Origin of the sequence: Vreelandella azerica, from assembly GCF_013112225.1 — a bacterium.
In the GTDB taxonomy this organism is placed as follows: Bacteria; Pseudomonadota; Gammaproteobacteria; order Pseudomonadales; family Halomonadaceae; genus Vreelandella; species Vreelandella azerica.
This window is the reverse complement of the sequence record NZ_JABFHI010000001.1, coordinates 372,474-394,451: the sequence shown is the minus strand read 5'-3', so window position 1 is coordinate 394,451 and position 21,978 is coordinate 372,474. Positions and strand designations below refer to the sequence as shown.

The following is a 21,978-nucleotide window of genomic DNA, read 5'->3' as shown; positions in this document are numbered from 1 at the left end:
ATAGATGAATAAACGCCTAGTTGGTACACCGCATCAGGGCATCAGCTTTTCAGTCGTAAAAGCTCAGGCGCTGAGAAACCATAATCGGCCAATCCTGCCTGTAAGCCCTTTGCTGTTGCCGTGGTAAAACTACGGTTGTCGCGCCGGCCTGTGTTAAATGTCTCACTGACTTGACCCACCCGCCGAGCAATCGCGGCGCCCGAATCTACCCAGTTCAGCTCCACAGGCGACAACGCTTCCAGCCAGGGCAGCATTAATGGAAAATGGGTACACCCAAGCACCACGGTATCCACCGGGGGTGTGTCATCAGTCGCTTGCCATAACGGGGCCATTAGGGCGTTCAAACGCATCTGACTGGGTGGATTACCGCTTAGCCAACGTTCGGCTTCCACCACCAAGCCATCGGCTGCGACACGCGTAATCCGGCAATCTTTGGCAAAGTTATCAATCAACTGCTGGGTATAGGGACGCCTTACCGTTGCCGAGGTGGCCAGGAGTGCAATATGACGACTTTTTGACAGGTTGGCAGCCGGTTTGATGGCAGGCACCGTGCCGACCACAGGAATACTCAGCGCCGAACGCAGCTGCTCCAATGCCAGCGTACTGGCCGTGTTGCAGGCCACCACCAGCACGCTCGGCTGACAGGCCTCCACAGCCGCCAGACACACCGCGACAATACGTGCGGTCAGCTCAGCATCCTGGCGAACGCCGTAGGGCAGCCAGGCATTGTCGCAGGCATAACAGAAGGCCGCTTCAGGGTAGGCGCAGCGCAACGCATAAGCGACCGAGAGGCCGCCCACGCCTGAGTCAAAGATTAAAATGGGGCCGGTCATGACAGCTTGCCCTTATCAGCTACGGACGTATAAAAAAACGGAGCGGCCAAGTGTAGCACGCTCCGTTGTCAGCCTTGAGAGTGTCGATAGGGGCTCTCATGGGGCTGATGTGTTCACTACCATTTAAACAACCGGTACTTCAGCACCTTTTAGTTCGGCATACAGTTCTGGGTATGCCTGCTGCAGACGTTCCAACTCTTTTTCTGCACCCTCCGGTAACGCTTGGCGCAGAGCATCGATATCCTCTTCAGCAAAGTGCTTTTCAACCAGCGGGAAGAGGGCTTCACGCTCCTGACGCAGATAGGCGCGATGAGCTGCCAGATACTGTTTTAGGTCTTCAGCGAAACGATCCATAGGTAACACCATGTCCATCAGGACGGTGTCAATATCCGCAGAAAGCTTCTCAAGCTGCGGCTTGAGCTCCCGATAGTCGCTTAGCATGTTCTCAACTTGCGAGACCTGATCCGGCGCTTTAGCCTGTAAACGCTCGACAAATACGCGTTCCAGTGGCGCCGTAAAATCCTCCATATAAGCCAGAATATAGTCCACTACTTCGCGCATTAGCTGAAAATTGGGACGCTCACCCTTTTCAAGCTTTTTCTGTTTAAGCTGCAGAACGTGGAGCATTCGCGCCATATTGGCATGATCCAAACGCAATTGGTTTAGCATGTTGCCGCCTCCTCTTATCTCAGGCTTGCCGCTGGAGTGTGAACAGTGACACGCGATCATCGCTGGAAAAAGCAAGTCCTGATGTACCAGCGTTATTATTAGATTTCGTTACCATCAGGTAAAACACAAGCAGTCTAGCAGGGCTTTGTAGAAAATAACGAATACAGTAGCCTGATACAGCCCTCGTTAACAATGTTGGCTGTCTAGGGACAATGACAACCGCCGTTTTGTTCACACCCACATAGGGAGCCGAGATGGACCTGTTTGCCCAGACAAGTGACTCAGCCAGTGACGCCCCGTTAGCCTACCGCATGCGCCCTGTCACTCTGAATGATTATATCGGCCAGCAGGCTCTGGTGGGCACAGGCAAACCACTACGCCAAATGGCCGAATCCGGGGTGATTCGCTCCATGATTCTATGGGGCCCGCCTGGGGTTGGTAAAACCACCCTGGCGGAAATACTGGCACGCGCTGCTGATTCGCATCTGGAAGCGCTTAGCGCTGTAATGGCGGGAGTCAAGGACATCCGCAACGTTGTAGAGCGTGCCCGGCAGCGGCCTGGAGAAGCGGTGATTCTTTTTTGGATGAGATTCACCGTCTTAACAAGTCCCAGCAGGATGCCCTGCTACCGCATGTTGAATCCGGCCTTTTGACCCTGATCGGTGCCACCACCGAAAATCCGTCGTTTGAAGTAAATTCAGCCCTACTTTCCCGAGCGCGGGTGTATGTGCTCAAGCCATTGAGTGAGAGCGAGCTCATAGAGGTGCTACATCAGGCACTGGCTGACCCACAACGAGGCCTTGGCCAGAGAAACATTCAGGTGGCGGATAAGGTGCTTGAAATGCTGGCCCGCGCCAGCGCAGGCGATGCACGCCGGGCGCTCGGGCTGCTGGAAACGGCGTGTGATTTCACCCAACCGCAGCAAGGCCAGGAACACCTTGGCCCAGAGGCATTAAAAGACGTGCTGGGGCATCAGGCCAGCGCCTTTGACAAACAGGGTGATGCCTATTACGACCTGTTATCGGCGCTGCATAAATCAGTGCGTTCTTCTCGGCCCAACGCGGCCTTGCTGTATATGGCGCGTTTTATCCAGGGCGGCGGCGACCCTCTGGATGTGGTACGCCGATTAGCTGCCATTGCCTCCGAAGACGTTGGCAATGCTGACCCCCGCACCCTGCCTCTGGTCATGGCCGCCTGGGATGCCTATTTACGATTGGGAGACTACGAGGGCCAGCGAGCGATTGCCCACGCCTTGATTCACCTGTGCGTCGCCCCGAAAAGCAACCGCATTGACCAGGCCTGGAAAGCCGCTCAACGCTATGTGCGCCAAACGCCCGAACTTGAAGTGCCCAGCTATCTGCGCAATGCACCCACCCGTTTAATGGAGCAATTGGGGCACGGTCAGGGTTATCGCTACGCCCACCACGAGCCGGAGGGCTACCCGGCCGGTAGTAGCCATGATTGCTGGCCTGCATCATTGAGCCGCGAAGACTTCTATCAGCCTAGCCCCCACGGTCAGGAAAAGCGCTTTGCCGACATCATGGCGTGGCGCAAGGGCCGAGACGAGGAGGCTGACAAAAGTGAAACTTCAGCAGGCCCTAACGGCCCTCACGAATAACATCTGTACCTTCCGGGATTTCAAAGGTGAAGCGTTCATCGTCAATCTCACTGTTCTGACGGATGGCGCTGAAAATAATCGCCGTGCGTTGACCGGTACTGTCAGTCATCCACAGCTCGGTCAGGGTTTCACCTTCAAACATCAGGTTCAGCTCTTCAAACAAGGTGTCAGGGGTTGAGGGCACCAGGGTAAAAATATCTTCATCGCCATTTTCGTAGTGCACATCGTAACTTGCCGTTAGATCATCAATATTGCCGGAAATTAGCAACGCCGGCGTATGAGTGATGCGTTCATCAACAGCCTGAACCGTCACTTGCTCAAGATCAGGATCATAAAGATAGACCTCTTCACCGTCTGACATGACGGTCTGTGCGTAAGGGGCATCGACCTCCCAGCGTAACAGGCCAGGGCGCGCCAGCCACATCTCACCTTGCGCTTCCTGCAGGTGGTCACCGCTACTATCCAGAATCTTCTGCTCGAAGCTGGCGTGATAGGTTTCCAGCGGCTCCAGCCGCTCGCTCAGGCGTTCAGCGGCATCCTGCGCCCAGCTTTCCGGGCTGACCATCAAGCCCAGGGCGCTAGCTGCCAGCATTAGCCCAAAGGAGCGCTGACGGCTAACTGAAGCAGTATTTTCCGACGTGTGTGCCACAACAGGCGTATCTGTGCGATTCATAGCGATTTCCTTTATCTGCCTGACGGGATGAGCATTCATCCCCAATAAGGTTGTTGTGGTCTCAGACGCACACCACGCCGCAAGGTTTCACCTGCGGCGTGGTTTTCTTGGTGTTTGCACGATTGGAAGATCAGAGGCCCGTGGGGGCATTAGCCAACACTTCACGCTGACCATTGGACCCCATGGAAGACACCACACCGGCACTTTCCATGGCATCCACCAGGCGCGCTGCGCGGTTATAACCAATCTTGAAACGACGCTGAACGGCAGAAATCGAAGCTTTACGGGTTTCTGTTACAAACTGGACAGCCTCATCGTAAAGAGCATCCTGCTCGGCATCGTCACCATCGGCACCTTCTGCCTCAAGCCCCGCCAGCGCATCTGCTGATACGCCACCCGTCAGTATTTCCTCAATGTACTCAGGCTCTCCACGCAGCTTCCAGTCCTCCACCACGCGGTGAACCTCATCATCATCGACAAAAGCGCCGTGGACGCGGCTGGGAGGCCCAGAGCCTGCAGGCAGATACAGCATATCACCATGGCCTAGCAGGCTCTCAGCGCCGCCCTGGTCAAGGATTGTCCGCGAATCAATCCTCGAGGAGACCTGAAACGCCATGCGCGACGGTATATTGGCCTTGATCAGGCCGGTCACTACGTCCACAGAGGGCCGCTGAGTGGCCAGGATAAGATGAATACCGGCGGCACGGGCTTTCTGCGCCAGGCGGGCGATCAACTCTTCCACCTTCTTGCCCACTATCATAAACATGTCGGCAAATTCATCTATCACCACCACAATATAAGGCAGTTTTTCCAGCACCGGGGGCGCCTGATGCATTTCCCAGGGCTGAGGTTCCCACAGTGGATCAGCTACCTGAGCACCCGCCCTTTCAGCTTCATCCAGGCGGGAATTGAAGCCAGCAATGTTACGCACCCCCATTGCCGCCATCAGTTTGTAGCGGCGCTCCATTTCGGCCACACACCAGCGCAGGCTGTTGGCGGCTTCTTTCATATCGGTGACCACCGGCGCCAGAAGGTGTGGGATACCGTCATATACGGATAGCTCAAGCATCTTGGGGTCGACCATAATCAGGCGCAGCTCGTCCGGTGTCGCTTTTAGCAGCATCGAGACCAGCATGGCATTGACCCCCACCGACTTACCTGAGCCCGTTGTACCCGCCACCAGCAGGTGAGGCATCTTGCCCAGGTCCGCCACCACAGGGCCACCGCCGATATCCTGGCCCAGCGCCATGGTCAGCGGTGAGGTCTCCTGCTGGTAGAGATCAGAGTCAACCACTTCGCGCAGGCGGATCATGGCACGATTGGGGTTAGGAATTTCAATACCGACGGTCGGACGACCAGGAATCACTTCCACCACACGGACACTTTTCACCATCAGCGAGCGCGCCAGATCCTTGGCCAGATTAGTGATCTTGGAAACCTTGACCCCAGCGGCCGGCTTGATTTCAAAGCGGGTAATCACCGGCCCTGGCCAGGTATCCACGACCTCAGCCTTGACGCCGTATTCCTTCAGGCGGATTTCCAGAAGTTCCGCCATATCCGCCAACTGCTGTTCACTGTAGTTAGGTTTCTGGGGCTCAGGAGGCGTCAGCAGACGCAGGCTAGGCACGTCCCCATCAGGCTCCGGCATGCCTTCCAGCACTGGCCGCTGATTTTGCAGATGCTCAACCGTCCACAGCGTCATGGTTTCATCGTCCGCCGGGCCATCGGCTGGTGTTGATGCTGATGAGGAAACAGGTGTTTCCGTCGCTGGTGATGGCGCTGCCTGGGCGGGTTCATCCATTTTCTGTGGTTCATCCATTTTCGGTGGTGCATCCGCCTGCGGCTTAGCTGCAAAGGCCGATTCCAACCCAGGCGGCCATTCAGGCTCGTCTTCCAGCACCGGCTCCGGGACAATTTCCGGTACACGCCTTTCAGGCACAGGTCGTTCAGAGGCTTTTTCGACCGCTTCCCTTGGTTCAGGCTCAGAAGCTGGTTCTGGTTCTGGTTCTGATTCTGGTTCTGGTTCTGGTTCTGGTTCTGGAGCTGACATTGCTTCAGGCGTTGCCTCAAGCTCTGGCGTTGGCACTGGCATTGGTTCAGGTTCAGCTTCGGGACTGAGCCTTGGCTCAATACGCCCGTGCGTTTTGGCAGGTACCTCCTCGCGAGGCGCAGAAGCAGCCGGATGAATGGCCGACAGCGGCTGCTCTGGAGCGCTGTCAGCAGCATTATTTTCAATGTCGTTTACATCGCTGTCCATATCGCTGTCGAGAGGGCTTTCAACAGGACGCTCTACGGCGCTGAAGGATGGGTAGTCTTCAGAAGTGGTTGGCGTTGGCGATTTTTCAGCCGAAAGATCCGGCTCTGCATGCCGAGAGGCTGTCAGTCGCGTAGCCGCCCAGGCACCACCGGCAGCACTGGCACCCGCAGCGGCTGTTCCCCAGGAGACATGAGGCTCGCGGTGCGCACTCGGCGCTTTGGCAGGTGCAGGATCATCAGTCGTGGATTGCTGATAGGTGTCAGGCGTTTCAGGCTCCTCGTCGTAGTCACTCAGATGCGGCCTGCGCTTGGCCTGATGCTCGCGACGCTTGTCGTCCAGCCCCCCAGCAATTGGTGCACCCAGCGCCCTAGTCGGCATGCCTGAAACCCTACTTCATCCGTCAGGTCGAGCCACGACACCCTGGTAAGGATCGGAAAACCGCCCAGTACCAGGGCCGCGGCCACCAGCCCCACGCCTGAATGGCTGAGTATCGGCATCAGAGTGGTCACCAGGCCTTCACCGAGAATGCCGCCAGCGCCGTAAGGCAGCATGCTATCCGGGCTGTAGAAATGCAGCGCTCCCAGCAGAGTGGTGCCCAACAGCAACATGACAAAACCAGCAACGCGCACGGCCAATGCCAGCATATCCAGCTCAAAGGTGACCTGACGTGAACGCATTAACCACCAGGCAGCAAAGCCTAATACCCCTGGAAACCACAGCGCACTAGTTCCCAGCAAGGAATACATAACGTCCGCCAGCCAGGCACCCAAGGCGCCCATCCAGTTAGCAACCTCAGTTTCAGGACCGCGATAAGACCAGCCGGGGTCGCCAGCGTGATAGCTGAGCATCGCCAGAAGTAAAAATACGCACAGTGCCAGCAGCACAATGACCACAGCCTCACGCGCCACGCCCTGCAGACGCACACCGACATGCCTGGCTCCCGCCTTTGCTTTGGCCTTCGCCACATTGACGCGCTCAGACGATGCTTTACGAGGTTCGCCTGAGCCCTGCGATTTTTGCCTGTTAACAGTCTTTTTCACGTTCAAGCAATTCTCCCTTCATACCTGACTGACAACCACAGCCTGCAAGATGACTTTTCAGGGCTGTAGCAATAAATGCTATTGAGAATGGATACCGTAACCGGAACACTCTCTTCTGGCAGTTTAACAACAGCGTATATTATATAGTGTGTGAGATTTTCAGATCGCCCATTGGCGCTTACGATATGCCATCATACCGAGCATCTTTCTGCCGTCACAGGGGCGATTACTACTGTTGACAATTGGTATTGAGAATAACAGAGATCAGGATCTGTTGATTTATTTGCTTATTGCAAGGAACCCTTATGCTGCCTTGGCTGGACAGCGCAACACCGTATTTTCCCGATGTGTCCATGGCACTCAACACCCCTGATGGCCTTCTGGCAGCTGGTGGTGCATTAACACCTGACTGGCTGGTCAGCGCCTATCGCCAGGGGATCTTCCCCTGGTTCAGCGCTGGCGACCCTATCCTGTGGTGGAGCCCAGACCCCAGAATGGTGCTCTACCCTGAAAATTTCAGGCAAAGACGCAGCCTCACTAAACGCCTGCGCAACGGCGGTTTCACGGTCACATTGGACCAATGCTTTGAAAGAGTCATGCTGGCCTGCGCCGCACCGCGTCAGGATGGAGGCGGCACTTGGATTACTGATGACATGCTCACTGCCTATACGCGCCTGCACCAGGCTGGAATCGCGCACAGCATTGAGGTGTATCAGGACAACGCTCTGGTCGGCGGGCTTTACGGCCTTGCCATGGGGCCGATATTTTTGGCGAATCGATGTTTTCACGCCAAACGGACGCCTCAAAGGTAGCTCTCGCCTATCTGTCAGCCGCCATGCACCAGGGCGGTGGAACGCTGATTGACTGCCAGATGCATACGGCGCATCTTGCCAATATGGGCGCTGAAACCATTTCCCGCGCAAGCTTCATTAAATATCTTGGGCTATGCTTACCGGAAAGAGACTTCGAACTCTATTCGGTGCGGAAGGAAGCGCCAAAGGTTCCGCCTTCAAGATGGCTTGAGGCCCTCGCGGCGCCGGACAACCAAGCGCTGATACGCAACGTAAGATAATCTGTCGCACTGATCGTTACACTCATTCATCGTCAGGAGGCCAACCGTGAGCAGCAACACGCCACGTCGACCCGTGAGGGATTTGCGCTTCTTTTTAACAGTGCCACATGACTGCAGCTACCTGCCTGGACGCGAGGCCACCACCCTCTTTCTGGACCCTCAGGAGGCCCCGCTGCCTGGCGTTTACGATTCGCTCTCATTGCTCGGCTTTCGGCGTAGCGGGCGGCACCTATACCGCCCACACTGTGAAGGCTGTAATGCCTGCCGTTCTGTTCGTATTCCGGTTGAGCGCTTTGAACCCAACCGCACCCAGCGCAAGCTGCTGCGCCGCAATGCCGACCTTCAGACCAGGGTCGTTAACGCCTGCTTCAACAGCCGCCACTACGCTCTGTATGCGGACTACATCTGCCAACGTCATGCCGACGGCGATATGTATCCTCCCAGCCACGAGCAGTACCGTACTTTTTGACACTCAATGAACCCTATGCCTTCCTGCTGGAGTTCATCCTCAACGAGACTCTGGTAGCCGTGGCTGCTTTTGACCAACTGGAACACGGCATTTCAGCGATATACACCTTTTTTTGCGACAGACGAAGCCTTTGAAAAACGTTCGCTGGGCACGTTTGCCATTTTAAAATTGATTGAAATGGCAAGAACGCAGGGGGTGCCTCACCTTTACCTTGGTTACTGGATTGAAGAATGCCGCAAAATGAACTATAAGCAGCATTTCTCGCCAGTAGAAGTGCTTAGTGGCCGTCATTGGCAGCCCCTGATCATCTGAAGTGCTTTTTTGTGGGCAAAAAAGTAAAGCTTTTTTGCCTTGTTGGTGGGCTTGCGGCACAATATAGTGCTGTTAATGCCCATTAGGGCAAATACCGATTGTCTCTATCGACGTACTGAGTTCAGTACTTGATCGGTATTCACTTAAAGCACTACAAGCGAGGATCTGCCTATATGGCACGCGAAGACCATATTGAAATGGATGGTGTCATCGTTGACACCCTACCTAATACCATGTTCCGTGTTGAGCTGGAAAACGGCCACGTGGTCACTGCTCACATCTCTGGCAAAATGCGTAAGAACTATATTCGTATTCTGACCGGCGACAAGGTCAAGGTTGAATTGACCCCCTATGACCTTTCCAAGGGACGGATCGTCTACCGTTCGCGCTAATAGCTATTTACTCTGTAGCTGACACTACTTTACGTCGCACGAACACCTGGTCGCAGAACTGGGCAATCTTGTGTTGCTTAGCCAAAATGACGTTCATGCTGGATAAAGAGACATAGCCTGATGGTTTTGAATTCTGCGTCTTAAGACGAAAACGCCCCGTCATTGACAGGGCGCTTTTTTGTGCCTGGAAAGGCGTTTATTGATGCGCGTCCGCTATCTAGGGCGCATCAGCCATTTCGGGTTCGGTGGATAAATGCAGCTCACCATTTTCAAGACTGACATGCACGATGCCGCCGTACTCTGCCAGCTCACCAAACAGGATCATTTCGGCCAACGGCTTTTTCAGCTTCTCCTGAATCAGACGAGCCATCGGACGTGCCCCCATATCGGGGTCGTAGCCCTGAACGGCCAGCCAATCCCGCGCTTGCTCATCCACTTCAAGCTGAACGCGTTTTTCATCCAGCTGAGCCTGCAGTTCAACCAGGAACTTATCGACCACGTTACGCACCACATCGGTTGCCAGCTCGCTGAACTGGATAATACCGTCAAGGCGGTTGCGGAATTCCGGTGAGAAGGTGCGGCGAATGACTTCCATGGCATCCGTTGAGTGATCCTGAGTCTGGAAACCAATTGACCGGCGCGAAGCCTGCTCGGCGCCCGCGTTGGAGGTCATGATCACAATAACGTGGCGGAAATCCGCCTCGCGGCCGTTGTTATCCGTCAAGCGTCCGTGATCCATCACCTGCAACAGCAGGTTGAAGACTTCAGGGTGTGCTTTTTCGATTTCATCCATCAGCAGCACACAGTGCGGTTGCTTGGTAATCGCTTCGGTCAGCAGGCCGCCCTGGTCGTAACCAACGTAGCCTGGCGGCGCCCCGATAAGCCGTGAAACGGTATGCCGTTCCATGTACTCGGACATATCAAAGCGTACCAGCTCAATCCCCATGATATGCGCCAGCTGCCGAGCCACCTCGGTCTTACCCACACCCGTTGGTCCGGCAAACAGGAAGCTACCCACCGGCTTGTCGGGAGATTTCAGCCCGGCCCGGGAAAGCTTGATCGCCGCCGTCAGGCTGTCAATGGCTTCGTTCTGCCCAAACACCAGCATTTTCAGGTCACGGTCAAGGTTTTCAAGCAGCTTGCGGTCAGAGCTTGAAACGCTTTTCGGCGGAATGCGGGCGACCGATGCCACAACGGCTTCCACCTGATCCACGTCAATGGTATCGACGCGCATTTCAGTAGGCAGCATACGCTGATGGGCACCGGCCTCATCAATGATATCGATTGCCTTGTCCGGCAGGAAACGGTCATTGATATAGCGGTCTGACAAACGCGCAGCGGCTTCCAGTGCCGCATCGGTGTACTTGAGTTCGTGGTGCTCCTCAAAGCGCGAACGCAAACCTTTAAGAATCTTGATGGTGTCATCCACGGAGGGCGCCAGTACATCAACTTTCTGGAAACGACGCGCCAGAGCACGGTCTTTCTCGAATATGCCGCGGAATTCTTGGAAGGTGGTTGAACCGATGCAGCGCAGTTCACCCGATGACAACAACGGCTTGAGCAGATTGGAGGCGTCCATAACGCCGCCAGACGCGGCGCCAGCACCAATCACCGTATGAATTTCATCGATAAACAGGATCGCATTGGGCAGCTTTTTCAGCTCCGCCAACAGCCCCTTGAGACGCTTCTCAAAGTCGCCGCGGTACTTGGTGCCTGCCAGCAGCGCGCCCATATCCAGCGCATAAACCACCGCATCGGCGATCACCCCGGGAACATCTTCTTCAACGATGCGCTTGGCCAGACCTTCAGCAATGGCGGTTTTGCCCACACCGGCTTCACCGACCAGCAAGGGGTTATTCTTGCGCCGACGGGCCAGAATCTGAACGACCCGCTCAAGCTCATGGTCACGCCCGATCAGCGGGTCAATCTTACCTTTCTTAGCTTCTTCGTTGAGGTTGGTGGCATAGCCTGTCAACGGATGCGATGCCATCTCGCCGCTACCCTCTTCGCCATCTTCCTGCTCTGATGGCGATGGTGACGGAGAACTGCTGTGCCCGGCCACTTTGGAAATGCCATGGGCGATATAGTTGACCGCATCCACACGGGCAACGTTTTGCTGCTTCAGGAAGTAGACCGCCTGACTTTCCTGCTCGGAAAAAATCGCTACCAGCACATTTGCGCCGGTGACCTCACTTTTACCGGACGACTGAACGTGGAAAACAGCACGCTGCAGTACTCGCTGGAAACCAAGAGTAGGCTGCGTTTCGCGCTCACTCTGGCCTTCAGGGATTAACGGCGTGGTTGAGTTGATAAAGTCCTGTAGATCAGACCGCAGTTTATCCAGGTTGGCCCCGCAGGCTTTCAGCACATCGACCGCTGACGCATTGTCCAGAAGCGCAAGCAAAAGGTGTTCAACGGTCATAAACTCATGGCGTTTTGAGCGCGCCACGGTGAAAGCCGTGTTCAGGGTCAGTTCAAGTTCTTTGCTCAGCATGGCAGTCCCCTTTCTCGCTTCGACCCAACCGGCTCGATTTTATCGGGTCAGATTGAATCACTATAATTGACCGTCACTCTCAACATCGGGCACAACGTGCGTGGTTGCAAGCCTCGGATAAAAAAATTGTTCAACGCTATCAATCCACCGCCTCTATATCACTCATCAACGGATGCTCACATTCACGAGCATATTCATTCACCTGATAGCTTTTGGTCTCGGCAATGTCGCGGGTAAAAATACCGCAGGTGGCTTTCCCCTGGGTATGCACAGCCAACATCACCTGAATGGCTCTTTCATGATCAAGGTCGAAAAAGCTCTGCAAGACTTCAACAACGAACTCCATAGGGGTGTAATCGTCATTATGCAGCACCACCTTGTACATCGGCGGTTTTGCCAGCTCGGGCTCGGCAGGCTTTACGGCTAGGTCGCCATCTTCGTCAGGCTGGGATGGGCGTGTCATACCTGCCATCACGCTAGTGCCGGATTTCAGCCTGGCAATTTCATCGCCGACTGGAAAGCCTGTCATAGACGACGATGTGGAGGCGGTTAGTGAAAACATGCTGAGTTTGAATCGCATAAGAAACATTAGTTCAATTATTTACCTTGGGCGCCCGGTGACAAGCCTTGTGCAATAACTATACACCTTAAGGCGCCATTGTACATATAAGGTTAAGTATAGCACTACCATTAAAAACCCCCGCCCACTAAAGTGAGCGAGGGGTATCACAGCGTTTTCAGGCATATTGCCCAATAACTGTGCAATTGGCTAATACAATGTTAGCCGTTTGCAACCATGGCAAGTGCTTCGTTGAGCGTTTTGCTCGGACGCATGACCTGATTGGCCAGCTCACCGTTCGGGTGATAATAGCCTTTAAGATCAACCGCTTGCCCCTGAACACCATTAAGCTCTGCGACAATGGTCTCTTCATTGGCTTTCAGCGTTTCTGCCAGGCGAGCGAACAGGGCTTTCATATCCGCGTCTTCATCCTGGGCCGCCAGGGCTTCTGCCCAGTAAAGCGCCAGATAAAAGTGGCTGCCACGGTTATCAAGCTCACCCACCTTGCGTGAAGGCGATTTATTGCTTTCCAGGAATTGACCCGTCGCTTCATCCAACGCATTGGCCAGCAGCTTGGCACGGTCGTTATCAAAGCGCTTGGCAAGGTGCTCAAGAGAAGCAACCAGCGCCAGGAACTCACCCAAGCTGTCCCAGCGCAAGTGGTTTTCTTCCAGCAGCTGCTGTACATGCTTGGGCGCAGAACCACCGGCACCGGTTTCAAACAGGCCACCACCATTCATTAGGGGTACGATGGACAGCATCTTGGCGCTGGTGCCCAGCTCCAGGATCGGGAACAGATCGGTCAGGTAATCGCGCAGGATGTTACCGGTAACAGAAATGGTGTCCAGACCACGAGTAACGCGCTCCAGGGTATAGCGCATGGCACGTACCTGGGACATGATCTGGATATCCAGCCCTTCAGTGTCATAATCCTTGAGGTAGGTTTTGACCTTCTTGATCAGCTCGTTTTCATGAGGGCGGTAAGGGTCTAGCCAGAATACCGCCGGCATACCGGAATCCCGGCAGCGGTCAACAGCCAGCTTGACCCAATCGCGAATCGGCGCGTCCTTGACCTGGCACATGCGCCAGATATCACCTTCCTCGACGGTCTGGGACAGCAGCACTTCACCGGTATCAAGATCGGTAATGTTGGCGGTACCCGCAGCTGGCGCCTCAAAAGTTTTGTCGTGGGAGCCGTACTCTTCCGCTTTCTGCGCCATCAGGCCGACGTTGGGAACCGTGCCCATGGTGGCTGGATCAAAAGCGCCGTGCCATTTACAGAAGTTGATCATTTCCTGATAAATACGCGCGAAAGTGGACTCCGGCATGACAGCTTTAACATCCTTCATTCGACCGTCCGCACCGTACATCTTGCCGCCAGCACGAATCATCGCCGGCATGGAGGCATCAACAATCACATCGCTGGGCGAGTGAAAGTTGGTAATACCGCGCGCTGAATCCACCATCGCCAGTTCAGGGCGTTCATCATGGCAGGCGTGCAGGTCGCGGATTATCTCGTCGCGCTGACTCTCGGGCAGAGTATTGATCTTGTCGTAGAGGTTGGCGATACCGTTATTGACGTCAACGCCCAACTCTTCAAACAGCTCACCGTGCTTTTCAAAGGCTTCCTTGTAGAAAATCTTGACGCAGTGGCCAAACACGATGGGATGCGAAACCTTCATCATGGTCGCCTTGACGTGCAGGGAGAACATCACACCGGTCTTGCGGGCATCTTCAATTTCGCGCTCGTAGAAATCCAGCAGCGCCTTCTTGCTCATGAACATGCTGTCGATGACTTCGCCTTCCTGAAGGACCACCTTGGGCTTGAGCACCAGGGTCTCGCCACTTTCAGTGATCAGTTCCATCTTGACATTGCGAGCGCGATCCAGAGTCACTGATTTCTCGCCATGATAGAAATACCGCTATGCATGTGCGATACGTGAGTACGCGATGCCTGGCTCCATTCACCCATGGAGTGCGGGTACTTGCGCGCGTACTGTTTGACCGCCTTGGGGGCACGACGATCAGAGTTGCCTTCACGCAGCACTGGGTTGACCGCACTGCCTTTGACCTTGTCGTAACGCGCCCTGACATCCTTTTCTTCGTCGGTGGCTGGCTCCTCCGGATACTCGGGCAGTTTGTAGCCCTGCTCCTGCAGCTCCTTGATCACCGCGCGCAGCTGCGGCATGGAAGCGCTGATATTCGGCAGCTTGATAATGTTGGCTTCTGGCACCTTGGCCAGAGCACCCAGCTCAGCCAGGTGGTCGTCAATGCGCTGCTCTTCGGTCAGATAGTCAGGGAACAAGGAAAGAACACGGGCCGCCAGGGAAATATCCCGGGTTTCCACTTCAATACCCGCAGCGTCGGTGAAGGCATCAATAATCGGGAGAAAGGAATAGGTCGCAAGTGCAGGTGCTTCGTCGGTAAGCGTATAAATGATCTTCGGCGTTGTAGGCATTGTGCGTTAACCTCTTTTGTCTATTGCTGTGGTGATAAAGATCCAGCTCGGCACGACAGAAAAGCATGCCGCGACGCAGACGGGATCGGTTTGTATGGTGTTCCCGGTTATCGATTGATGCGTGTGTCACCATCATAATGGCTGCGCCAATAAGACGCAGCTGCTGAATAAAATTGGCTGGAAGTATAGCAGCGCCGCATTCTAATCACATGAGAGATTGTCGACAAACCAAGGACATCCAACCAAAGAGATTATGAGCACCTTATATTTACTGCATAAGCCCTATCGTATGCTGTCGCAGTTTACCGACAAACAGGGCCGCGCCACATTAGCCAATGTTATAGATGTTCCCGGCGTTTACGCAGCAGGACGGCTGGATTACGACTCGGAAGGCCTGCTGCTGTTAAGCGATGATGGCCGCCTTATTCACCGTATTGCTCACCCACGCCACAAGCAGCCCAAAACCTACTGGGTGCAGGTGGAAGGCCAAATTGACGACACCGCCCTGAGCGCTCTGACCAAGGGCATTGAACTAAAGGATGGCCTTACTCAACCGGCCAGGGCGCGACGCGTTGAGCCACCCGCCATTGCCCCACGCGACCCCATGATTGACCCCAAACGCCACCCGCATACTAGCTGGCTGGAACTGACCATTACCGAGGGCCGCAACCGCCAGGTACGCCGCATGACCGCCCATGTTGGCTTTCCGACTCTGCGCCTGATTCGCGCCGCGATTGGCCCATGGCGGCTTGATGAGCTCAAGCCGGGTGAATGGCGCAAAGAAACCCTTCACGCGCCCGCCAACAAGGTGCGCCACCCGGCCAAGGCCCGCACAAGGAAAAAATCATGAGCATTCACGCCACCGTCGCTTGTGTGATCGAACAGAATGGCCGCTTTCTGATGGTCGAGGAACAACGTGGCGGCCCATCGACGCAGTTCAATCAACCCGCTGGCCATATTGAAGCGGGGGAAGGGCCGATGGCCGCCGTCTTGCGAGAAGTGGCCGAAGAAACCGCCTGGTGCGTGCGCTTGACGGGTTACCTTGGGCTATACGTATTCGATACGCCAGAAGGATTAACCTTTCATAGCCATGGGTTTATTGCCGAACCGACTGAATTCATGCACACCGCGCTGGACCCGGACATTCACGCCACTCACTGGTTGAGCGGCGAAGACATCAGGCGTCTTGGCGAGCAACAGCGCCTGCGTAGCCCGCTGGTACTGGCGCGCATCGCCGCCGCTCGGGCAAAGCGCATCTACCCGTTAGACGTGATCCATGAAGGCCCCGCAAATCAATAGCCATCAGACTCGAAGGCGCTCGTCTGCATCGTGTATAATGAGCGGCTATTTATATGCTGCTGTACACAGGCGTCGCATCAGGACATTGCATAAGGCGTCATGTAGACACAATGGCATAAAACCATTTTCAACCGAGGATGCCCATGACATCCACTCAAGGCAAAGTAATCGTTGGCATGTCCGGCGGCGTCGACTCCTCCGTCTCCGCCCTGTTGTTGCTTGAACAAGGCTACCAGGTCGAAGGCCTGTTCATGAAAAACTGGAATGAAGACGACAACACCGAGTACTGCACGGCTAAAGACGACCTGATTGACGCAGCGGCTGTCTGCCGTAAGCTGGGTATTCCCCTGCATACCGCCAATTTTGCCGCTGAATACTGGGATAATGTGTTTGAACATTTCCTGGAAGAATATCGCGCTGGGCGCACGCCTAATCCGGATATCCTGTGTAACCGCGAGATCAAGTTCAAGGTCTTCCTCGACTACGCCGAAAAACTGGGCGCCGACAGGATAGCCACTGGCCATTATGTTCGCCAAGGTATTAAGAATGGACGCCCACGCCTGCTCAAGGGCCTGGATGGCAACAAGGATCAGAGCTATTTCCTCCACGCAGTGCCTGAAGCCGCCATTGCGCGTACGCTATTTCCAGTGGGCGAACTGGAAAAACCTGCCGTACGCGCCCTGGCCGAACAGCACGACCTGATTACCGCCAAGAAGAAGGATTCCACCGGCATCTGCTTTATTGGCGAGCGGCGTTTCCGTGACTTTCTCCAGCAGTACCTGCCGGCACAGCCTGGGCGCATAGAAACCCCGGACGGCGATGTCATTGGCCAGCATATGGGGCTGATGTATTACACCCTCGGCCAACGTCAGGGCCTGGGCATTGGCGGGCTTGCCAACTACCCGGAAGACCCCTGGTATGTGGCTGCCAAGGACCTAAACCGCAACGTTCTCATCGCGGTACAGGGCAAGCATCATCCTCTGCTCTACTCCAACGCCCTGGCAACCGAAGCCATGGAATGGGTAGCGAGCACAGCGCCCGCAGAACAGGGCCGGTTTACCGCCAAAACCCGCTATCGCCAGGAAGAACAGCCCTGCACCTTACGCAGCCTGCCAGACGGCAGTGCCGAGGTTCACTTTGACGAGCCGCAATGGGCCGTCACTCCCGGGCAATCGCTGGTGATCTACGACGGAGATATCTGCCTGGGTGGCGGTGTCATCCGCACAACTTGGAATGCCCAGGAGGCGGCTGCATGACCTCAACGACCCCGATTCACCGTGCCCCGGATAGCCCGGCAGCTCGCCAGACCCTGGCGCTGGCAGGTGTTTTTCAGGCGGCCAGCCTGGTGGATGAGCTGGCCCGCACCGGCCAAGTTGATCAACGCGCTTGGGACACCCTGATCAACGCCACCGTGGATACCAACCCGGAAAGCTTTGAAGCCATCTACGGTGGCCACCCCAACAACCTGCGTCGTGGCCTGGATACGCTGGAAGCCCTGTCGGGGCGCCAGCAGGCCAACCCTGTGGTGTTGCGTTACGGCTTCACCCTGTTACTGCTGATGAACAAAGTGCGCACCGACAATCAGATGATGGATCAACTGGGCCAGAAGCTGTCGCGTATTCAGGGTCAGGCCGAGCATTTTGGCAACACGCATGAAAACGTGATTGCCAGCCTGGGGAGGCTTATCAGGAAACGCTTTCAACGCTGAAGACGCGCATCGTGGTGCAAGGCGACCCCTCCATGCTGCAAAGCCGCATGATGCCGGAGCGGGTGCGCGCCTGCCTGATGGCGGGTATCCGCTTTGCGCTGCTGTGGCATCAGCAAGGTGGGCGCCGCTGGAAGCTGGTTTTCCAGCGCAAGGCCATGCGTCGCGCCCTGGATGATCTAAGCTAAACCACTGGCGGGTTCATTTTTCAAAACTGTGGTCTATTTTCAAGACTAGCGTTTATTTTCAACACGATAATTCATTTTACGACTTTTTGCTGACGACCTGGAATCACTGCCCATGCAACTCTCTGCCTTGACTGCCCTTTCCCCTGTTGACGGCCGCTATGCCTCAAAAGCCGAATCGCTGCGCGAACATTTCAGTGAGTTTGGCCTGATCCGTGCCCGCGTGATTGTTGAGGTGCGCTGGCTGCAGCGGCTGGCTGAACACACCCAGATTGTTGACGTCCCCCGCTTTCAGCGCAGGCCACCGCCTTTCTGGAAAGCCTGATCCGTGATTTCTCGGTTGACGATGCCCAACGTATCAAGGATATCGAACGCACCACCAATCACGATGTGAAAGCGGTTGAGTACTTTCTCAAGGAAAAGGTAGCCGATCAGCCTGAGCTCCACGCGGTCACTGAATTTATCCACTTTGCCTGCACCAGTGAAGACATCAACAACCTTTCCTATGGCGTGATGCTGGCAGACGGTTTGGCCGCTTTGCTGCCCAACATGCATCAGGTGGCTGATGAAATTGCCCGTCTGGCCGACGAGCATGCGAGCCAGCCGATGCTCTCACGCACCCATGGCCAGACCGCCAGCCCCACTACCCTGGGCAAGGAAATGGCCAACGTCGCCTACCGCCTGAAGCGCCAGCTGAAACAGATCGAAAGCGTGGCCATTCTTGGCAAGATCAACGGCGCGGTGGGCAACTACAATGCTCACCTGACGACCTACCCGGAAATTGACTGGGAAGCCAACGCCCGCACCTTTGTGGAAGGCCTGGGGCTGAGCTTCAACCCCTACACCACCCAGATCGAACCCCACGACTATATCGCCGAACTGTTTGATGCCATCTGCCGTTTCAATACCATCCTGATCGATTTTGACCGCGACGTCTGGGGCTACATTTCACTCGGTTACTTCAAGCAGAAAACCGTGGAAGGTGAAATCGGCTCATCCACCATGCCGCACAAGGTCAACCCGATTGACTTCGAAAACTCCGAAGGCAACCTGGGCCTGGCCAACGCGATTCTTGCCCACCTGGGCCAGAAGCTGCCGATTTCACGCTGGCAGCGCGACCTGACTGATTCCACCGTCTTGCGTAACCTGGGCGTTGGCCTGGCCTATGGGCTGATCGCCTACCATGCCTCACTGAAAGGCATCAGCAAACTCGAAGCCAACCCGGAACGCCTTGATGCCGACCTGGACAACAGCTGGGAAGTCCTCGCCGAGCCGATCCAGACCGTCATGCGTCGTTACAACATTGAAAAGCCCTACGAAAAACTCAAGGAACTGACCCGTGGCAAGCGCATTGATCAAGCCGGTTTTGCTGCCTTCATTGATACGCTGGCGTTACCCGAAGACGTTAAACACAACCTGAAAGAACTCTCGCCTGCCCGTTATATCGGCAACGCGGAAGCACAGGCCAAGGCGCTGCTGGCTCATATTGAAGCCTTGTAATCCAGCATCACTGATTTTATTTTTTGCCACATCATCAACAGGACATAGCCATGAGCCAACGCGATAAGCCGCTTACCCTGCTAGGGGATCTTACCCCGGCTGAATTTATGGCCGAATACTGGCAACAGAAGCCGCTGCTTATTCGCGGCGCCTTTCCCGACTTTCTCAGCCCGCTGGAGGCTGACGAGCTGGCCGGGCTGGCCTGTGAAGAAGGCATAGAAGCACGCCTGGTTGAGGAAAATGGCCCCAACGGCCCCTGGCAGGTTTCCCATGGGCCCTTTGATGACGCCACCTTTGAACGCCTGCCTGAGGAAAAGTGGAGCCTGCTGGTGCAAGCCGTTGACCACTATGTGCCTTCGGTGGCGGCCCTGATGGATGAGTTTGATTTCCTGCCCCGCTGGCGCCTGGATGACATAATGATCAGCTATGCACCTCCCGGCGGCAGCGTTGGCCCGCATATTGACCAGTATGATGTGTTTCTGCTCCAGGCCAGCGGCCAGCGCCGCTGGCAACTGGGCGGCAAGACCGCCGACGATGCGGCCATCATTCCCGGCATCGACTTGCGTATCCTCAAGGATTTCGAGGTTGAAGCCGGCTCTGACTGGGTGCTGGAACCTGGCGACATGCTCTACCTGCCGCCGGGCTGGGCGCACCACGGCGTCAGCCAGACCGATGACTGCATGACCATTTCCGTCGGTTTCCGCGCGCCTTCCGCGGATGAAGCCGTTACTTCTTATGCGGACTACTTGGGCGAGCAGCTGCTGCCCTCCCAACGCTACAGCGATGCCGCCATGGCGCCGGCTGACGACGCCAGCGAGATTGACGATGCCGCGCTGGAGCGCATGCGTCAGCTGATTCTTGAAACCCTGGATAACCCGACTCAACTCAGCCAGTGGTTTGGCCGTGTGATGACCCAGCCCAAATACGTTGACCAACTGGTGCCGCATGATCCGCCCTTGAGCGTGCCTGAGCTTGTTGCTGCGCTACAAGCTGGCTCACCGCTCTATCATGCCCCAGGCTCACGTCTGGCCTGGCGCGCCGATGGTGATACCGTCACCCTGTTTGCCGATGGCGATGGCTACCCCTGCAGCCGCGAGCTGGCTCAGCGCCTGGCCGACCCGGCACCGATTCATGAAGATGTCCTGAGTCTGGCTGGCGCCGATGCCTTGCTGACCCAACTGGTGAATGTCGGCAGCCTCTACTGGCCCCAGGAGGAGGATGACGACGAGTGACCCTGACTATTGAAACCGGGCGCTGGGAAGCGCTCGGGTCATATGCGGCACCCATCCGGCGCCTTGTCTTTGTTATCGAGCAGCAGGTGCCAGAAGAGGAAGAATGGGATGGCATGGACGACCAATGCACCCATTTTATTGCCTGGCAGAACGCGGATGGCGATCAAACCAGCCCCATCGGCACGGCGCGCCTGCTACCGGATGGCCATATCGGCCGGGTAGCTGTGCTGACTGAGCAACGCGGCAAGGGGGTCGGCGTTGCCTTGATGCAAGCCGCCATTGACGCTGCTCGCCAGCAGGGCCACGCCAAGGTAGTGCTCAGCGCCCAGCTGCATGCCTTGGCGTTCTATGAACATCTAGGCTTTGTCGCCTACGGCGACACCTTCATGGATGCCGGTATTCCTCACCGCGAGATGGTGCTTTTCTTATCGACGGCATAATGCTCCACTGCCTTCGATTATTAGCATTTTTCTCTTATGCACTAAGCGCCTTTAATACGGCTTTGAGCTCTTTACAGACCACATTCAGCAACACTAGAGCCGGACCACGGGGCGCTCGGTCACCACGCTCCCAATGGCGCAGTGTACTGACGCTGGTTCCAAAGGCCGAGGCAAATTCATTCTGAGACATGCCCAACTGGGAGCGAATCTTCTTGACCTCTACTGGCCCGAATTCATGAACGATCACTTTTTCTATCCGACCGCTTTTGCCTTTATCTTGAGCCGACCAACGAAGTGCGGCAATTTTGGGGCCGCGAAGCGGTAGAGAAATTGTCTGGCAACAGCAGTTGGTTATGCATTATTCGTAGTGGCTCCAGAGCCTGAGAACTTTCACCACCCCCTCTGGCAGGATAGTTGTCCGGTTGGCGGTATCGCAGGAGAGTGCTTTAAAAATAATATTGGTCTCGCAGCACCACGGCATCTCACGGCTGGAGGTGATGCCTTTAGAGTAGGCAAACAGGATGATCTTCAACAAAATAGCCGGATCATAAGCCAACCACCCGATCGCGTCGTTGCGATACTTAGAACCAACAAGTCGATCTTGTGCTCGATCAGATAATGCACGGCGTGCTCAAAGGTGCCTGGCTGGAGTTGATCTTGTTAGTTGATCACTACAATGGCGTTCTGGTCGTCGTTATAAGCCTTGAAGCACAGCATGGTGATGACTCCGTGTCTGTTTGCTTGATCCTACCAAAAACCAGGTATCAATGG

The 21,978-nt window shown here is 55.6% G+C and carries 12 protein-coding genes and 8 pseudogenes; 11 read left to right on the top strand and 9 right to left on the bottom strand.

The genetic code is table 11. The annotated features are described in order from the left end of the window. Positions 1-41: 41 nt before the first annotated feature. Entirely contained in the window at positions 42-833 is a 792-nt protein-coding gene (gene murI / locus HLB35_RS01895; protein ID WP_171701289.1) for a glutamate racemase, read from the bottom strand. Between the two features lie 123 nt (positions 834-956). Next, a complete protein-coding gene (locus HLB35_RS01890) occupies positions 957-1,502 on the bottom strand; it encodes a hemerythrin domain-containing protein (protein WP_171701288.1) in 546 nt (181 codons plus the stop codon). 254 nt (positions 1,503-1,756) lie between these two features. On the opposite strand from HLB35_RS01890, the pseudogene HLB35_RS01885 reads away from it, so the two are divergent. After that, a pseudogene (locus tag HLB35_RS01885) lies at positions 1,757-3,120 on the top strand (replication-associated recombination protein A). On the opposite strand, the gene lolA reads toward HLB35_RS01885, so the two are convergent. Together lolA and HLB35_RS19080 are read right to left on the bottom strand one after the other, a co-directional pair. Further along, the gene (lolA, locus tag HLB35_RS01880; RefSeq protein ID WP_235936971.1) at positions 3,101-3,712 is read right to left on the bottom strand and encodes an outer membrane lipoprotein periplasmic chaperone LolA; all 612 of its coding nucleotides are present in this window, start codon (positions 3,710-3,712) and stop codon (positions 3,101-3,103) included. The pseudogene HLB35_RS01885 and the gene lolA sit on opposite strands and share 20 nt — an antisense overlap. A 211-nt stretch (positions 3,713-3,923) precedes the next feature. Next, positions 3,924-7,096, bottom strand: a pseudogene (locus HLB35_RS19080) (DNA translocase FtsK). A gap of 374 nt (positions 7,097-7,470) precedes the next feature. Here HLB35_RS19080 and aat point away from each other — a divergent pair. The 3 genes and pseudogenes from aat (at position 7,471) to infA (ending at position 9,335) form a co-directional block, all read left to right on the top strand. Next, positions 7,471-8,162 (top strand): annotated as a pseudogene (aat, locus tag HLB35_RS18695) (leucyl/phenylalanyl-tRNA--protein transferase). A gap of 46 nt (positions 8,163-8,208) precedes the next feature. Continuing rightward, positions 8,209-8,943: pseudogene (locus tag HLB35_RS01865) on the top strand (arginyltransferase). 173 nt (positions 8,944-9,116) lie between these two features. Beyond that, positions 9,117-9,335 (top strand): translation initiation factor IF-1, encoded by a 219-nt coding sequence (gene infA, locus HLB35_RS01860; RefSeq protein WP_066318014.1) that lies wholly within the window; start codon positions 9,117-9,119, stop codon positions 9,333-9,335. A 217-nt stretch (positions 9,336-9,552) separates the two neighbouring features. On the opposite strand, the gene clpA is transcribed toward infA, so the two are convergent. The 3 genes and pseudogenes from clpA to HLB35_RS01845 form a co-directional block, all read right to left on the bottom strand. Next, entirely contained in the window at positions 9,553-11,829 is a 2,277-nt protein-coding gene (clpA, locus tag HLB35_RS01855) for an ATP-dependent Clp protease ATP-binding subunit ClpA (protein ID WP_171701286.1), read from the bottom strand. A 139-nt stretch (positions 11,830-11,968) separates the two neighbouring features. Continuing rightward, on the bottom strand, positions 11,969-12,301 hold the full coding sequence (gene clpS / locus HLB35_RS01850; protein WP_171701580.1) for an ATP-dependent Clp protease adapter ClpS: 333 nt from the start codon (positions 12,299-12,301) through the stop codon (positions 11,969-11,971). A 308-nt stretch (positions 12,302-12,609) separates the two neighbouring features. Continuing rightward, a pseudogene (locus HLB35_RS01845) lies at positions 12,610-14,846 on the bottom strand (NADP-dependent isocitrate dehydrogenase). 253 nt (positions 14,847-15,099) lie between these two features. Between HLB35_RS01845 and HLB35_RS01840 the strand changes: the two are divergent. From HLB35_RS01840 to HLB35_RS01810, 7 genes and pseudogenes are all read left to right on the top strand, one after another. After that, a complete protein-coding gene (locus HLB35_RS01840; protein ID WP_171701285.1) occupies positions 15,100-15,696 on the top strand; it encodes a pseudouridine synthase in 597 nt (198 codons plus the stop codon). Then, the gene (locus HLB35_RS01835; RefSeq protein ID WP_171701284.1) at positions 15,693-16,145 is read left to right on the top strand and encodes an NUDIX domain-containing protein; all 453 of its coding nucleotides are present in this window, start codon (positions 15,693-15,695) and stop codon (positions 16,143-16,145) included. The genes HLB35_RS01840 and HLB35_RS01835 overlap by 4 nt, the downstream gene beginning before the upstream one ends. Before the next feature lie 143 nt (positions 16,146-16,288). Next, positions 16,289-17,401 (top strand): tRNA 2-thiouridine(34) synthase MnmA, encoded by a 1,113-nt coding sequence (gene mnmA, locus HLB35_RS01830; protein ID WP_171701283.1) that lies wholly within the window; start codon positions 16,289-16,291, stop codon positions 17,399-17,401. Continuing rightward, a pseudogene (hflD, locus tag HLB35_RS01825) lies at positions 17,398-18,038 on the top strand (high frequency lysogenization protein HflD). Before mnmA ends, hflD begins: the two are co-directional and overlap by 4 nt. A gap of 112 nt (positions 18,039-18,150) precedes the next feature. Beyond that, positions 18,151-19,535: pseudogene (gene purB / locus HLB35_RS01820) on the top strand (adenylosuccinate lyase). Between the two features lie 50 nt (positions 19,536-19,585). After that, on the top strand, positions 19,586-20,767 hold the full coding sequence (locus tag HLB35_RS01815; protein ID WP_171701282.1) for a cupin domain-containing protein: 1,182 nt from the start codon (positions 19,586-19,588) through the stop codon (positions 20,765-20,767). Next, positions 20,764-21,207: a GNAT family N-acetyltransferase gene (locus HLB35_RS01810; protein WP_171701281.1), complete on the top strand. Its 444-nt coding sequence runs from the start codon at positions 20,764-20,766 to the stop codon at positions 21,205-21,207. The genes HLB35_RS01815 and HLB35_RS01810 overlap by 4 nt, the downstream gene beginning before the upstream one ends. Before the next feature lie 34 nt (positions 21,208-21,241). On the opposite strand, the gene HLB35_RS01805 is transcribed toward HLB35_RS01810, so the two are convergent. Both HLB35_RS01805 and HLB35_RS18690 read right to left on the bottom strand, forming a co-directional pair. Then, complete coding sequence (locus tag HLB35_RS01805; RefSeq protein WP_216601350.1) at positions 21,242-21,454, bottom strand: helix-turn-helix domain-containing protein; 213 nt, start codon at positions 21,452-21,454, stop codon at positions 21,242-21,244. Between the two features lie 159 nt (positions 21,455-21,613). Beyond that, a pseudogene (locus HLB35_RS18690) lies at positions 21,614-21,924 on the bottom strand (transposase); the annotation flags it as partial. Positions 21,925-21,978 lie beyond the last annotated feature (54 nt).